Annotated in this window: 12 protein-coding genes; 5 read left to right on the top strand and 7 right to left on the bottom strand. The window is 48.4% G+C overall.

Annotation, left to right across the window (positions count from 1 at the left end):
• Positions 1 to 6: 6 nt before the first annotated feature.
• Positions 7 to 273: a 30S ribosomal protein S20 gene (rpsT, locus tag M0L20_RS03185; protein WP_232559411.1), complete on the bottom strand. Its 267-nt coding sequence runs from the start codon at positions 271 to 273 to the stop codon at positions 7 to 9.
• A gap of 107 nt (positions 274 to 380) precedes the next feature.
• A complete protein-coding gene (locus M0L20_RS03180; RefSeq protein ID WP_248475665.1) occupies positions 381 to 776 on the bottom strand; it encodes a Dabb family protein in 396 nt (131 codons plus the stop codon).
• Positions 777 to 867: 91 nt separating this feature from the next.
• Between M0L20_RS03180 and M0L20_RS03175 the strand changes: the two genes are divergently transcribed.
• The gene (locus M0L20_RS03175; protein ID WP_248475664.1) at positions 868 to 1,953 is read left to right on the top strand and encodes a zinc dependent phospholipase C family protein; all 1,086 of its coding nucleotides are present in this window, start codon (positions 868 to 870) and stop codon (positions 1,951 to 1,953) included.
• Positions 1,954 to 2,011: 58 nt separating this feature from the next.
• On the opposite strand, the gene M0L20_RS03170 is transcribed toward M0L20_RS03175, so the two are convergent.
• A complete protein-coding gene (locus tag M0L20_RS03170) occupies positions 2,012 to 4,054 on the bottom strand; it encodes a DEAD/DEAH box helicase (RefSeq protein WP_232559408.1) in 2,043 nt (680 codons plus the stop codon).
• A gap of 530 nt (positions 4,055 to 4,584) precedes the next feature.
• Between M0L20_RS03170 and M0L20_RS03165 the strand changes: the two genes are divergently transcribed.
• Positions 4,585 to 4,815, top strand: coding sequence for a DUF2905 domain-containing protein (locus M0L20_RS03165; RefSeq protein WP_248475663.1), 231 nt, complete (start codon positions 4,585 to 4,587; stop codon positions 4,813 to 4,815).
• Here the strand turns inward: M0L20_RS03165 and M0L20_RS03160 are convergent.
• The 3 genes from M0L20_RS03160 to M0L20_RS03150 all read right to left on the bottom strand — a co-directional run bounded on the left by M0L20_RS03160 (position 4,784) and on the right by M0L20_RS03150 (position 7,960).
• Positions 4,784 to 6,346 carry a hypothetical protein gene (locus M0L20_RS03160; protein ID WP_248475662.1) on the bottom strand — a complete coding sequence of 521 codons (1,563 nt, stop codon included), beginning with the start codon at positions 6,344 to 6,346 and terminating at the stop codon, positions 4,784 to 4,786. The genes M0L20_RS03165 and M0L20_RS03160 overlap by 32 nt on opposite strands.
• 98 nt (positions 6,347 to 6,444) lie before the next feature.
• Positions 6,445 to 7,251, bottom strand: a complete 807-nt coding sequence (locus tag M0L20_RS03155; RefSeq protein ID WP_248475660.1) for a sugar phosphate isomerase/epimerase family protein — start codon at positions 7,249 to 7,251, stop codon at positions 6,445 to 6,447.
• Between the two features lie 61 nt (positions 7,252 to 7,312).
• Positions 7,313 to 7,960 (bottom strand): hypothetical protein, encoded by a 648-nt coding sequence (locus tag M0L20_RS03150; protein WP_248475658.1) that lies wholly within the window; start codon positions 7,958 to 7,960, stop codon positions 7,313 to 7,315.
• A gap of 142 nt (positions 7,961 to 8,102) precedes the next feature.
• Between M0L20_RS03150 and fbaA the strand changes: the two genes are divergently transcribed.
• Positions 8,103 to 9,182 carry a class II fructose-bisphosphate aldolase gene (gene fbaA, locus M0L20_RS03145; RefSeq protein ID WP_248475656.1) on the top strand — a complete coding sequence of 360 codons (1,080 nt, stop codon included), beginning with the start codon at positions 8,103 to 8,105 and terminating at the stop codon, positions 9,180 to 9,182.
• Between the two features lie 75 nt (positions 9,183 to 9,257).
• On the opposite strand, the gene M0L20_RS03140 is transcribed toward fbaA, so the two are convergent.
• Complete coding sequence (locus M0L20_RS03140) at positions 9,258 to 9,845, bottom strand: hypothetical protein (protein ID WP_248475654.1); 588 nt, start codon at positions 9,843 to 9,845, stop codon at positions 9,258 to 9,260.
• A gap of 439 nt (positions 9,846 to 10,284) precedes the next feature.
• Here M0L20_RS03140 and M0L20_RS03135 point away from each other — a divergent pair, with 439 nt between their 5' ends.
• Together M0L20_RS03135 and M0L20_RS03130 are read left to right on the top strand one after the other, a co-directional pair.
• The gene (locus M0L20_RS03135; protein ID WP_248475653.1) at positions 10,285 to 13,602 is read left to right on the top strand and encodes an efflux RND transporter permease subunit; all 3,318 of its coding nucleotides are present in this window, start codon (positions 10,285 to 10,287) and stop codon (positions 13,600 to 13,602) included.
• Positions 13,586 to 14,713 carry an efflux RND transporter periplasmic adaptor subunit gene (locus M0L20_RS03130; protein WP_232559400.1) on the top strand — a complete coding sequence of 376 codons (1,128 nt, stop codon included), beginning with the start codon at positions 13,586 to 13,588 and terminating at the stop codon, positions 14,711 to 14,713. Before M0L20_RS03135 ends, M0L20_RS03130 begins: the two co-directional genes overlap by 17 nt.
• The last annotated feature ends 33 nt before the right edge of the window (positions 14,714 to 14,746 follow it).

Here is a 14,746-nt window from a genome sequence, read left to right as displayed (position 1 = left end):
TTTATACTAAGCGGTAGCTACTTTCAATCCGTTTACGAAACGAGCCAGTTTCGATTTATTGTTAGCAGCCTTGTTTTTGTGGATGATGTTGCGTTTTGCAAGTTTATCCAAAGCTGAAGAAACCGACTTGAACAATTCAACCGCCATTGCGTGATCGGTCGTGGTACGTAGTTTTTTTACCATGTTACGAGTCGTTACGTGCTGGTAACGGTTCAACAACCGCTTCTTGGCGCTCGACCGGATGGCTTTTTTTGCTGACTTATGGTTTGCCATTTGTATGTATTATAAAATCGTTATCGCGATATGAGGGCGCAAAAATAGGAATTTTGATTGGAATTATCAATAATTCCCGCCAAAATTCCCTAAGTTTTGCTCAACAACTACCGAATATCAGCGTTGACGATCAAGGTTTTATCCCAAATGGCCTGGCTCTGCGCAACAAACTGTTTGTAGGCGCTACTTTGTTCAAACGCACGAATGTCGGCCTCACTCTGAAAGGTCAGATAATGCACAACATCGTAGTCGGCAACGGCCTGATTGGGCAAAATCGTCTTACCTGATGTGTAATTGACGATCTGTGGAATTTCGTGCTTTAGGGCTGCAAAACTGTGCATATGCTGTTCAACAGATGCGGTTTCGACCCCTTTTTTAAATTTTATGCAGACAATCTGCTGTTTCTGCGCTTTTCTTGCGGGTGAATAGGCACCGTAGATTGTCAAAGCGAAAGCACACAGCAGCACAACAATAAGGGCATAGCCCCGGGATTTGGCATTCATGATCAGTTGTAATTTATGTAATTATTAGAATTTTATTTGCTTTGGCATGGAGATTGTTATAAATAGTTAAATATTTTAACTGTAAAGTACCATGCTTTATCAAATATACAGTCGTTTTATTTGGCTGACCTATTTTTCTGTTCTTTTTTGTAAAAGCCTTTTCACCGGCTATGCTGCTCAGGCAGAAAAGATATGCGAACTTGCCCCCACTCATTCGAACGAATCAAGGAAAAGTACTAATCACCTTTGGGTAGAAGATCGAGGACCGGTATGGGGGTTTTATGCGCATCAGCAGATTAACCGGCTAGCCGTTTTTACACTGTCCGCCGAGATGATGCCGTTCTTTAAAAAGCACATTCAGTTTTTAACGGATAATGCTGTTAATCCTGACAAACGGCGCTATGCGGTGGTAGGGGAGGCTCCAAAGCATTTCATAGATCTGGATGCCTACCCGGATACATCGGCTACCACGCTGCCTCGATTCTATAAACAAGCCACCGAACGTTACAGGGAGGACTCGCTGGCGTTGCATGGTCTGGTACCCTGGCAGATCCAATTGACCAAGTATCAGCTAACAGAAGCGTTTAAACAACGAAATATCCGACGGATTCTACGCGTAGCCGCCGATCTTGGCCATTACATTGCTGATGCTAATGTGCCATTACACACAACCCGAAATTACAATGGACAATTGACGAATCAGCAGGGTATTCACGGCTTTTGGGAGTCGCGTTTGCCCGAACTGTTCAGTGCTGAGTACGATTTTCTGACCGGGCAGGCCGAGTATGTCTATTCTCCTCAGAAAGCGGCCTGGCGAGCTGTATTTAACGCTAATGCTGCGCTGGATTCGGTGTTGCGCTTTGAGGAGCAACTAACGACCGAGGTTAGCGAAAGCCGCAAATTTGGTTTTGAAGAGCGTAACGGGGTTACTACCAAAGTTTATTCGTCTGCTTTTTCGCAACAGTATCACGAGCGGCTTAGTGGGCAGGTTGAGCGACAGATGCGCGCGTCGGTCAAAATGGTCGGCGATTTTTGGTATACCTGCTGGGTCGATGCCGGACAACCCGATCTAAGGTCGCTGGCGAAGTATGACCTGACTGAACAGGAACGAAAAGAAGACGACGACGAAAAGAAAAGCTGGCTTAAGCGCCTTTTCTCCGCCCGAAGCGAAGATTAGTTAAAAACAAAAAGCCACCTTTCTCGGGTGGCTTTTTGTGTACTTCTATGGTTTAAAACTACCGAGCAATCTCAATGTTCACCCGGCGTCCTTTAATTGTATTGCCTTCCATCACGTCAAGAACGCGGTTGGCAACTTCTTTCGGAACGTCAACGTAGGTGTGCTTGTCGAAAATATCGATGCTGCCGATTGTATTGCCGGGAATATTAGCTTCACCAGCAATGGCACCAACGATGTCGCCCGGACGCACGTAATCTTTACGACCGATGCTTACCATCAGGCGAGTCATGTTCGCATCACGTTCGCGGGGAGCACGTTGATCGTCGCGGTCGAAATAACCACGGCGGCCACCTCCATCACGTGGACCTTCGTTGCGATCACCGAAGCGAGAACCACCCCGATCATTACGATCCCGATCACCGAAGCGTGAGCCACCCCGATCATTGCGATCCCGATCGCCAAAGCGGCTACCCGCTCCTTCGCTACGACCCCGACGATCGCCAAAGCGGCTTTCGCCCCGGTCACCACGGCCCCGATCAGCATAGCGATCACGACCTTCATTGCGTTCCCGACGACGGTCATCTTCCAGACCAAGGTTCTGATCAGCAAATTCGTTCTTCTCCAGACCCATGCTACGTTTCACAAGGGCGGCTACGATCTGCTCGGTCGAGAAGCCCGCGTGTTGCAGTTGGGTAAGCATGTCCGTGTACAGGTCGAGATCCTGACTGTCTGCAACGGTCTGCCGGATTTGTTCGATGAACCGGGCTTTGCGGACACCAACGATATCTTCAAAAGAAGGAATTACGCCTTTTTCAACGCGTACTTTGGTGTACGACTGGATTTCGCGGAAACGGTATTTTTCGTCCCGGCCAACCAGCGAGAACGCCCGGCCCGATTTGCCCGCGCGGCCCGTCCGGCCAATGCGGTGTACGTAATATTCTTCGTCGAGCGGAATGTCAAAGTTGATTACCGCGTCTACATCGTCAACGTCGATACCACGAGCAGCCACGTCCGTAGCAACCAGGATGCTGGTTGTACCCGACCGGAATTTGCTCATGACGTTGTTGCGTTGTGCCTGACGCAGATCACCGTGCAACCCTTCGGCCTGATAGCCCCGGATTTGCAGGTCTTCAACGATCTCGTCGACTTTCCGCTTCGTATTACAGAAAACCAGCAGCAGTTTCAGGTCGTACATGTCGATCAGACGGCACATAACCTCAACTTTCGCCTTTGGTTTTACTTCGAAATAAACCTGTTCGATGTTGGTGTTTGTCAATTCTTTCTTGACAACTTTCACCAGCACCGGATCTTTCTGGAATTTCTGCGTGATCTGCATGATCGGCTTCGACATCGTAGCCGAGAACAGGATCGTCTGACGCTCTTCGGGCATTTCGTCCAGAATGCTCTCGATATCTTCCCGGAAGCCCATATCCAGCATTTCGTCCGCTTCGTCAAGAATCATCATCTTAACGTGGTCAAGCTTGAGGGTATTCCGTTCCATGTGGTCCATAACCCGGCCTGGTGTACCGATCACGATATGAACACCACTCTTTAACGAACGAATTTGCCGCTCGATGGAATCACCACCGTAAATCGCTTCAACGCGAACACCACGCTTGTATTTTGCCAATTTTTTGATCTCATCGGCAACCTGTAAAGCCAGCTCACGCGTTGGGCAAAGGATCAGTGTCTGGACCGAACGGTCCTGAACATCAATCAATTCAAGAGCCGGAATACCAAAAGCAGCTGTTTTACCCGTACCCGTCTGTGCCTGTCCAATAACGTCACGTCCAGCAAGAATCGGTGGAATCGCTTCGGCCTGAATGGGCGATGGGCTAGTGAAACCCATATCGGTAACCGCCTGTAACAGTTCATCGGAAATGTCCAGACTAGAGAACAAAGGCTTGTTCGGATCGGCTTTAGGAGCGCTATCTACAGGAGCGTCTTCTACAGAAACTACTTCGGCGACAGCCTGCTGAACCTCCGTGTTCGAAACCGGCGTTTCTACGTCGTTTGCGTCGTTTTGTGCAACGTCGGTTGTTTGTTGATCTACGATCAGGTTTTCGTCCTGACCGTCAATGTTTGTGTTTGTCGTGTTCATTAACTTGGAAAAAGATTGTCATAATCATCCAAGCGAAGACGAGTTAGTGGCCATAAACGGCGCGATACTGCAAGAATTGCCCAACGAACGATTGCCCAAACGACCCAACAAGGACCACAAACCGCTTCTGCGGCCTGGTCACACCCTAGCAAAGGAGGACGACAATAAGTCAGCTACTGACCCGAACAATTAGACGATTAGCCCACGCGCAAGAGAATCCACACAGAAACCCATCCTGTACATCCATACCGGACTCTGTCAGACCTAGCTCAGCGTATAAAAAAGGAGAGAAACAGAGAAACGACGGATGTCGCTTGTAAAAATCTAGTGCAAAACTAAGAAATAATCCCGAAAAAAGCAAATTTGGCTTAAAATGATTGGACTTATTTCAGAATGTTTACGTCTTGATAACACGCTGGTCGAATAAAAAAGTTCAAACTCCTGATGTATTAATAATATTGGCAATTAAGCGCTGAAATCATTTGCCCATCGCTGACTGTTAGTGTTTCAAACTCCTTAGAACAGACCGCATGAACGCAGGTATCGCTAAATACATCATCGCCATTGGGGCGGTACTGATGGTCATTGGGATTGTCGTTTACTTTTTGGGCGACAAACTGAACTGGTTAGGCCGCCTACCCGGCGACATCCGAATTGAGGGGAAAGACGGTGGAGGGTTTTACTTTCCTATCGTGACTTGTATCGTTGTTAGTATTGTCTTGAACCTGGTTATCGTTCTGATCCGCCGTTTCTTCGGCTAGCTGCGTTGGCTGATTTTGTGTCGACAGGTTCTGGGGTATAGGTAAGTTTATTAAGGTAGAAGACTTCCCGTTGACTGGCGTAATTCTTCGAAGGCGCAATCTTCTGGAAGCCATAGGCGAGAAAATGCCGGTCGTACCAGGCCATCAGATTTTCCTGCGTTGAATACGTCACTTTCTCGTCTTCCGTGTTGGTTTGAAGCTTAAACTTTTCCGTTTCTTTCAGAACCTTATTCCCCTGAATGACCTCCGTTGTAATTTCGCCGTCGTTGGGGTAGGCAAGTACCATTCGGTCGCCCTGGTGCGATACTTGAACCATTTCGGTTAACTCCGGGCTAAGCAGTTCTTTGATCGGAAGACAGTTGTCCCAAAGCAGTTTTCCCTGAAGATCGAACCCACAAATAAAAGCGTGGGTGTACCGGTAACCTTCGTAGCGATCAGCTCCGCGCAGGTAACCGCTGTACGCCAGCGTATTGCCCCGATACTGCGGGTAATACACTTCGGCAACCAATGTTAACCCGTCGGGCGTGGGTTGTAGATCGTGTACAAGCAGCCGATACCGAAACTTATAATCTTTGCCTTCTTCTTTCTTCTTCATCGCCCGTGCCAGCAGTTTCTGTTGCCGGTGGGGTTTCATATAATTAAAGAAATTCTGAAGCTGCGAAAATTCAATGTATTGCGTGTTGTTTACCGCTTCGGTTGATGCATCGACCTGATCGCCGTGATGGATGCGCGTTACGTAAATCCCTTGCGAATAAGGCGTACAGTCGGTTGAATAATTACCGACGAGTACCGATTCATTTTGACTGACCGGTAAGAGTTTGCCAGAGATCAGGGTGTATTTTGCTTTATCAAAATCAATTGTTCTTACCAGCTTACTATCATACGCGTACGTCCGGATTGAGAACCGGCAATGGCGCTTTGTCGAGTGAACCAGTACGTTAACTTCCTGCCGCGCTTCGTCAATTTCGAGGCTGCTGATTTCCATGTGGTTGACGTACATGCCGGGCAGCACCTTCGTTGAGTGGTCGAAGAAAGAAAACGACATCACGACCGGGCGACTGTGGTGATAGCCTCCGACGTAAGCCTGCCCACCCATGACTTTGAACTGTCGAATGTCAAATTGATCGAGCAAGATCCCGTCAAATGTTTCAATACCTCCATCGTCAAGGTGTAGCCGCAGAAACTGAAACTTATCGGTATCGTACTCCCGGAAAAGGTAATAAACGTACTGATCGTTGTTATAGGAAAGAACAGATCGGAATTTGATGTCTTGTTTGAACTCAGTGCGCCAGATTTGTTTGAGATCGTTGTTGTAGCGTTGGAAATTGAACAGGATTGGGGCATTGTCGTAATAACCGCCCGACTGGATAGTCATCAGTACCCCTCGTTCGGCCAGCGGAGTTACGTCAAAGGATTCTGACTCGTTGGGGTCCGACGGGATCTCAATTCGGAGTGACTGGGCCAATTGAGCCTTTGCCGGACGCTGGATAACGGCCAGAAGCAGAAAGCATATGATAAAAAGTCGAGTCATATAGCCGAATTTACGAAGCACGTTTTCCAATTACACAGATCCCGGCGAAATCTTATTGCATTGGCCGAACTCTACGTATATGGAGAACCAGAAAACGGCTAGACTTGCCACCGTTTTTTCAAAAAATCTTTCATAAACACGTTAATGTCCCACTGGCTAGCAATCGGCTGCTGGGTGTACGGCAGGGTTGGCAGATAACCGGCTGGTCCAAATTCGCAGGTGACGGTTAGGGTGGAGGTATTGGCTTTCTGTAAGCGGTCTCGAATCGCATCCCACCACTTCGCGTGGCTTTCGAGGGCGTCCTTCCATTCGGGGGCTCGGGGATCGTTGACCTGTGGCCCTTCGGGATGGCCAACCCGGCAGTGGATGTGATCACTGACCGCAATAGCGCGATTCACGTTGTCAGCCTGATCGCCTAAATACGACTCGGCTACGTTGACCCAGTGTGAATAATCGGCGGTCAGACGAAGTTCCGGAATTTTGAGCAGGTAGTACTGAATGGCCGGAGCGCTGTACGAGAACCGTCCCCGGTGGGTTTCGTGCAAAATACGAATGCCGGTTTGTTTCTGCACCTCGGTTGCTACTTGGATCAACTCCGCATTTTGCTCGAACGTAAAGTAGTCATGACCCGTGTGTGCGTTTATAAAGAGCGGCTTATGCGAAGCAATGTCCAGAAGGTCGTCGCGGTATTTCTTTTTGTGTTCAGGGAAGTTGCTGCCCCCACCGAACGCCATCAGTACAAGTTCGAGACCATGATCGCGCGTTACCTGAACCGCTTCTTTGCGCTTGTCAGGCCCCGCCGAAATTTCCATGCCGTCATAACCGGCGGCTTTTACACGACGGGCGGCTTCGGGATACGATAAACTTTCCATTCCCCACAAGGGGCAAAAAAATAAGGTTTTCAAGACGGTTTCAGGACTTAGTTTAGTACGTCAAAGTTGGTAGAAAAACGCATTTGAAAACAAACTAGGCTATCCAGAGCATTGCCCGACCTGCTATTTTCCAGGAAGTACCTGATCGTTCCAGAAAAAGAATATAGCCGGAGCCCGCTGAGCCATCACGTACGCTGGCGTAATAGCAGACGGCTTTTGAACGGTCATTGGAATAAGCAACTTTGGAGAAACTAACGATAGCGCCGAAGTTTTCGTAGTCTTTTTGCAGGGCATCATAGCCTCGTTGTGGCGCTGTTTGTTCGCTAAAATAATACGCGTTCTGCGCATCCGTCCACAGTTGGGTCTGTTGACACTGCGCTTTGATGGGTCGTGTAAGTGTGTTTTTAGTAAAGGCACTCGTATCAATCGACGCAATAAATTGTTTCCAGGCCGGCTCATTCTGAAAGGTGGATTGAGCGGGCAGCAGCTCGTTTAATTCCTGCGGTATGTTTACGAAGTCAAAACTAAAGCCATGCCGGGTTTTGACTTCGGTAACGGTATTCACAAAGATCAACTGATTTTGCTGGGAAGCATATTTGGTATCGCCACAGTTTGCGTATTCATTGATAACGGCGGAGTAGACAGTATAGTCCTGTTCTGGCAATTCAGGATAGACTTTCTGACCGTGAGCAAATTGACTTTGGATAGCCAGAAGAAAAGCAAAAAGTAGTACAAAAGGCATGGATTGATGAATTACAGGTAAGATCAAGTAATAGTAGCAATATTTACAGAATATCCGCAATTTTGTCCCTGAAATCAAATAGTTAAATCGAATATCTTTCGGTAAACTATTTCTTGAACGAATCCAAAATTTAGCCCTAGCTATGAGCGAAGTAGCCACACGTTTTGCACCCGGCGTTGTAACCGGAGAAGGCGTCACCGAAATTTTCCGCCACGCCAACGAAAATGATTACGCCCTTCCGGCTGTCAATGTTGTCGGTACGGACTCCGTCAATGCCGTGTTAGAAACGGCCAAAGCTGTTAACTCGCCGGTAATCATCCAGTTCTCGAACGGAGGAGGTATCTTCTACGCTGGAAAAAGCTTGCCCAACGACAAACAACAGGCTGCTATTGTAGGCTCTATCTCGGGAGCATTACACGTGCACCACGTTGCCGAACTGTACGGTGTACCCGTAATTCTGCATACGGACCACTGCGCCAAGAAATTGCTGCCTTGGATCGACGGTCTGCTCACGGCTGGCGAAAAACACTTTGACCAGACAGGTAAACCGCTTTTCTCATCGCACATGCTCGACCTATCGGAAGAGCCTCTCGAAGAGAACATCGAAATCTGCGCAAAATATTTCGAGCGGATGGCCAAGATTGGTATGACGCTTGAGATCGAATTGGGCGTAACGGGTGGTGAAGAAGATGGCGTTGACAATACAGACGTTGACGATTCGAAACTATACACCCAGCCTTCGGAAGTCGCTTATGCTTACGAAGAACTAAGCAAAATTTCGCCAAACTTCACGATTGCTGCGGCCTTCGGAAACGTACACGGTGTGTACAAACCCGGTAATGTGAAGTTATCGCCGATTATTCTGAACAACTCACAGAATTACATCCAGGAGAAATACAACACCGGACCACTGCCTGTTAACTTCGTATTCCACGGTGGTTCAGGTTCGAGCCGTGACGAAATCCGGGAAGCGATCCGCTACGGAGCCGTGAAAATGAACATCGACACGGACATGCAGTGGGCCATGTGGGAAGGTATCCTGAAGTATTATAAAGCGAAAGAAGGCTATCTGCAATCGCAGCTGGGTAACCCCGAAGGAGCGGATTCGCCAAACAAAAAATACTACGATCCACGGGTATGGCTTCGTAAAGGTGAAGAAAGCATGGTACAACGCCTGAAAGTAGCATTCGAAGATCTGAATTGCATCAACCGTCTGGCGTAAATGTATACGAACAACGAAAAGGGCCTGTACACTGTACAGGCCCTTTTTATTTAGAAGCTGTTAAATAAAGGAAGCTTATTTCGCTTTACCCTTCATAATCAGCTGAACACTCGTAGGCTGCGGCTCATTGGTCATGTCAAAGGGGCCACCCACTTTCTTGTCAAGGGAAGTTAGAAGCACAAGGGACAAGAACCCAACGTTATTTTCTTCATCCGAGTAAACAGTGGTATTACCGTTGGTCATGCCTTTTGTAAGATCCACATTAACACTGGCCAATTCGATGTCCGTACTGGTGATGCTATTGACTTTCCAGTTCGATTTTTCACCGTCGACGTCTGTCAGCACTAATGTGTTTGCATCCGCTAACTTCCATTTGCCAGTCACTTTGTTGCCATCTTCCAAATAGCTAAATGTACCTGCTGAATCGATAGTTATAGTATTGTCATCTCCAAATATTCTCTGATCTGCTGATTTTATGATGGTAGATGGAATCACATACGATTTAGCCTGTGTCTTGACGCTAACATCAGAGAAAGACCAAGAGCGTGCCAGCGATTTAGGGGTGACGGTTACGGCGGGAGTTACGTTGTCATCAGACTTCGAGCAGCTTAATAAGGTGGCAGTGAACAGAGTGGATAGAAGTAAATAAACTTTACGTTGCATGGTGAATGATAAAATGAACTAATGAGAATTGATTGTTTAAAACGGGGTCAAATATAGGGTATGTATTGATCTTTATGCGCATAATTATAATTGTAGCATTGAACTCTTTTTAATAATACTTTTTTCTAGTCTAGTACAAATCAGATCAGCTTCTTCCAAAGTTGCTGAGTATCACCAAAGCTTACAATAAACACTAAGGATTTCTACTCGGTATATATGCATAAGTAGATCATGCATAGAGGGTTGCGGAAATTTTTTACACGGTCAGTCAGGCTATAAAGCATTTTGATAAGCCTGGGAAAGTACCAGTCAAATTCGTAACTTTTGAGATCGAATTCTGGGAAATGTAATATTTTCTGGAAAACTAGTAAGAATCCGGGTGACGCTTCAGATTCGGATGCAATCTGTAGGTAAACAATTTAACTAGCTCAGTCGAGTAATGAATTTAATTCGATCCGCGTTGCGTAAGCCAATTACGATTCTGGTTATCGTAGCTAGCTTATTTTACTTCGGCGTAGGTGCCGTTCGTACCATCAAAATTGACATATTCCCAAACCTGAATCTGCCGGTTATTTACATTTCTCAACCGTTTGGTGGGTACACCCCCGACCAGATGGAGGCATTTTTTGGTAAGCAGTATGTCAACTTGCTCCTGTATGTATCGGGGGTAAAAAGTATTGAAACCAAAAATATTCAGGGGATAACGCTGCTTAAACTGTCGTTCTACGAAGGCACCAATATGGCGCAGGCGGCTGCGGAAGTGTCGGCTTACTCCAACCGAGCACAGGCGGTGTTTCCGCCCGGTTCGCAGCCGCCGTTTATTCTGCGTTTCGATGCGTCCACGTTGCCGGTCGGGCAATTGGTATTGAGCAGCCCCAATCGATCCAACAACGAATTACAGGATTTAGCCAACGTTTACATTCGTTCCGGCTTTACGTCGATTCCGGGTCTGGTATCGCCAGCGCCCTTCGGCGGTAACTCGCGTTCCGTGGTTATCAAAGCAGACCCGACTCTACTGCGGGCGCATAACCTGACCCCCGATCAGCTGGTAGCTGCTCTGCGTATCAACAACCAGGCAACCCCCGCCGGAAACGTGCGGGTGGGCGATCTAAACTATTTTACGCCGGCCAATACAACCATCAAGACAATTGATGATTTTGGTAATATTCCGCTGTACACCGGTACCGTGCAGAACCTGTATCTGAGAGACGTTGCCACCATTGAAGATGGCGCTGATATCACGCAGGGTTACGTGCTGGTCAACGGAAAACGCTCGGTTTATCTGCCCATTACCAAGTCGGCGGATGCATCGACCTGGGAGGTTGTTCAGAACTTGAAAGCAGCTTTGCCGCGCTTTCAGGCTCTATTGCCAGAGGATGTAAAACTTACCTATACGTTTGACCAGTCGGTCTATGTGATCAATGCCGTAGAAAGCTTGATAACGGAAGGCGCCATTGGTGCTATCCTGACGGGGTTGATGGTACTCCTATTTCTGGGTGATTTACGCGGGGCGCTGATCGTTATCGTGACCATTCCTACCTGTATTATTTCGGGCGTTCTGTTCCTGTCCTTATTCGGGCAGACGATCAATATTATGACCCTGAGCGGGTTGTCGCTGGCTATCGGGATTCTGGTCGATGAAAGTACGGTAACCATCGAAAATATCCACCAGCATATGGACATGCACAAACCCAAAGCGCTAGCCATCTGGGATGCCTGTAAGGAAATCGCGTTCTCGAAACTGCTGATTCTGTTCTGTATTCTGGCGGTGTTTGCACCCGCTTTTACCATGAAGGGCATTCCGGGTGCCTTGTTTCTGCCGCTCTCACTGGCGATTGGTTTCTCGATGATCACCTCGTACCTGATGGCGCAGACGCTGGTTCCTGTTCTGGCTAACTGGTTTATGAAAGAGCACAATGCCGTTGGGAACGGAAAAGGCACGAAACAGGATGTGCTAGCGGCAAACGGGCAGCGTATATCGGTCAATGGGACCGGTAAAACCGGCTCGAATGGTCATCATTCGCACGACGATATATTGAGTCAGAAAGAAGAAATGGCGCACCGGATCGACGCGAACAACGACGGTAAAATCAGCTTCTTCGAACGAGTACGGGCTCGTTTCATGCGATTCATGGAGCGGTCGATGCCGTACCGGAAGCCTATCGTGTTGGTTTATGTCGTTGGCTCACTGGCGATTGCTGGACTGCTGATCACGACGATTGGCCGGGACGTGTTGCCCAAAGCGGGTGGGGGACAGTTTCAGGTTCGATTGCGGAATCCCGACGGAACCCGGCTTGAAAAAACCGAAACCACCATGCTCAAAACCATCGATGTGCTGAACAAGCTGGTCGGTAAGGAAAACATCGAAATCACGTCGGCGATGGTTGGGATGCACGGTGCTCAGTTTTCGACGAGTCCAATTTATCTGTTTATGGCGGGACCGCAGGAAGGCGTTTTGCAGGTAAGTTTGAAAAGAGACTATGACGTTGACCTGGATGAACTGAAAGACAAATTCAGAGCCAGCATTAACAAAGCGTTACCTGACGTTAAGCTTTCGTTTGAACCGATTGAGTTGACCGATAAGATCCTGAGTCAGGGGTCACCAACGCCGATTGAAGTAAAGCTGACGGGGAAAAACAAAAAACAAAACGAAGAGTACGCGAACAAGGTCATCGCAAAACTTCAGAAGATTCCGTACCTGCGTGATGTGCAGATCGGGCAGGCTACGAAGTATCCAACGATCAACGTAACGGTTGACCGGACCCGCGCTGCCCAGTTGGGAACCGATATGTCGTCTATATCGCGTTCGTTGATTGCTTCGACCTCGTCGTCGCGTTATACCGAGAAAAGCGTGTGGATCGATCCAAAGTCGAATCAGAGCTATAGTGTACAGGTGCAGGTCCCGGAAAACCAGATGAAAAGCGTCAACGATCTGGGTGAAATTCCGATTACGCCAAACGCCAACCGGCCGGTACTAAGCGATGTAGCGACCATCCGGACCGGAACGACCTACGGCGAAAACGACAATGTCGGGGCTATTCCGGTGCTATCGGTTACGGCCAACCTGAACGATATGGACTTGGGAACCGCTGCGCACGATGTGCAGAAAGCCATCGATTCGCTGGGCGAACTACCCCGTGGATTGACGGTAAAAATGCAGGGTCTGACACAAGTATTGATCGAAACGCTGGACAGTCTGCAAACGGGCTTGTTCACGGCCATCATCGTTATTTTTCTGATGCTAGCTGCCAATTTCCAGTCGTTCAAAGTATCGCTGGTTGTTTTGTGTACGGTGCCTGCGGTATTGCTCGGCTCGCTGCTGCTGCTGATATTGACTGGTTCGACGCTTAACTTGCAGTCCTACATGGGTATGATCATGTCGGTGGGGGTTTCTATTTCTAACGCCGTACTGATGGTAACGAATGCCGAAGAACTGCGCCTGAAAAACGGCAATGCGTTGCTTTCGGCCAAAGAAGCCGCTTCGGTCCGATTACGGCCTATTCTGATGACGAGTGTTGCGATGGTAGTGGGGATGATTCCGATGGCATCAGGTTTGGGTGAAGGTGGTTCGCAGGCGGCTCCGCTGGGACGTGCCGTGATTGGTGGTCTGATTGCATCGACGTTTGCGGCCTTGTTTATTCTTCCGATGGTATTTGCCTGGGTACAGGGTAACACCTCGACCGAGTCGGTATCGCTTGATCCTGAAGACAAAGAAAGTAAGTTTTATATTCCATCCTCCTATGAACCAGTTCATTAATAAACCATACCGTAGTTTGCTTACCCTTGTGGGGGGAATACTCCTGCTCAGTGCTCTATCTAGTTGTCATTCATCCGAAGGAAAGGAAGAAGAAGCTGAATCCGAAGCTCCCGAAGCCCCAGCCGCTCTGGAGGTGTTCAGCCTGACCAAAGGAAAACTGGCTTCGTCGCTACAGTTACCCGGCGAACTGGTAGCATTTCGGGATGTCGATATTTACGCCCGAGTGACGGGTTACATCAAAACGCTGAACGCGGATGTCGGTTCGGAAGTAAAAAAAGGGCAGTTGCTGGCCCTGGCCGAAGCTCCCGAACTAGGCGCTCAGCTTGCGTCGGCGGAATCAAAGCTGAAAGCGCAGGAGGCTTTGTCTATCGCTAGTAAAGCCAATTACGAGCGTATTCTCGAAGCCAGTAAATTTTCCGGGGCCGTTTCGAAGAATGACGTTGATCAGGCACTAGCCAAACGCAATGCCGATCTGGCTCAATTGGATGCGGCTAAGTCGGCCTATCGGGAAGTGGCTGATCTGAGACAATACCTGCAAATCCGGGCTCCGTTTGATGGCGTTATCAGTGCGCGGAATGCCAGCACAGGCGCGTATGTCGGACCAGCGGGCAAAGGGTCTGAATTCCCGCTCTTTGTGTTGACGGAGCAAAAAAGGTTGCGTCTGGTAGTTTCTGTTCCCGAAACGTACACGGGCTATGTCGATCAGAACGACCAGGTGAGCTTTACGGTAAAGACGTTCCCCGATAAGACCTTTACCGGGCAAGTGAAACGGTTGGCCGGCGCATTGGACAAACGACTACGGTCGGAGCGGGTCGAGGTCGATGTGATCAATAATGACAAGAAGTTGTTGCCCGGTATGATCGCGGAGGTTAACATACCGCTGCCCACTAAAAACAGCACGTTTATTGTCCCAAAATCGGCGGTTGTGAACTCGACAACAGGCATTTTTCTGATTCGGGTTAAAGACAAGAAAGCGGAATATGTGCCGGTTAAACGAGGAATTGAGGCCAACGACAAAGTAGAAGTATTTGGCCAGCTGACCGAAGGCGATCAGTTTATTACGGCAGCCAACGAAGAGATTCGCGATGGTACGCCGGTAAATGTGAAATAGTAATACCGAAGTAAACAAAAAGAGCCGCAAGTC

The sequence above is a fragment of the Spirosoma liriopis genome, from assembly GCF_023196085.1.
Classification (GTDB): Bacteria; Bacteroidota; Bacteroidia; order Cytophagales; family Spirosomataceae; genus Spirosoma; species Spirosoma oryzicola.
The sequence above is the reverse complement of the archived record's forward strand: the minus strand, read 5'-3'. Positions and strand labels throughout refer to the sequence as shown.